General features: G+C 72.5%; 1 protein-coding gene. It reads left to right on the forward strand.

From position 1 onward, the window contains the following. Positions 1-247, forward strand: a 247-nt coding sequence (locus R0J92_RS25470; RefSeq protein ID WP_411053737.1) for a replication initiator protein A, incomplete at both ends; no start/stop codon positions are given.

Consider the following 247-nt stretch of genomic DNA (forward strand, 5'->3'; position numbering starts at 1 on the left):
AGCGCGCAAGGCGCGTGGTGGCCGCCTGGTCTGGGTGGCGGGGCCGGCCTCGGCCTGGCTCTACCGGGCGGTGCTGTCGGACTCGGTGGTGCCGCTGTGGCGGGAGTATTTCCGCCTGCGCAAGCCCCTGGAGCGGCGGATCTACGAGCTGGCGCGCCAGCACTGTGGCCGCCAGGACAGGTGGCAGATTTCGGTGGGACCCCTGCTGAAGAAATCGGGCTCCGCCAGTGCGCGCCGGGTGTGCCGC

Origin of the sequence: Tritonibacter sp. SIMBA_163, assembly GCF_046535935.1 — a bacterium.
In the GTDB taxonomy this organism is placed as follows: Bacteria; Pseudomonadota; Alphaproteobacteria; order Rhodobacterales; family Rhodobacteraceae; genus Epibacterium; species Epibacterium scottomollicae.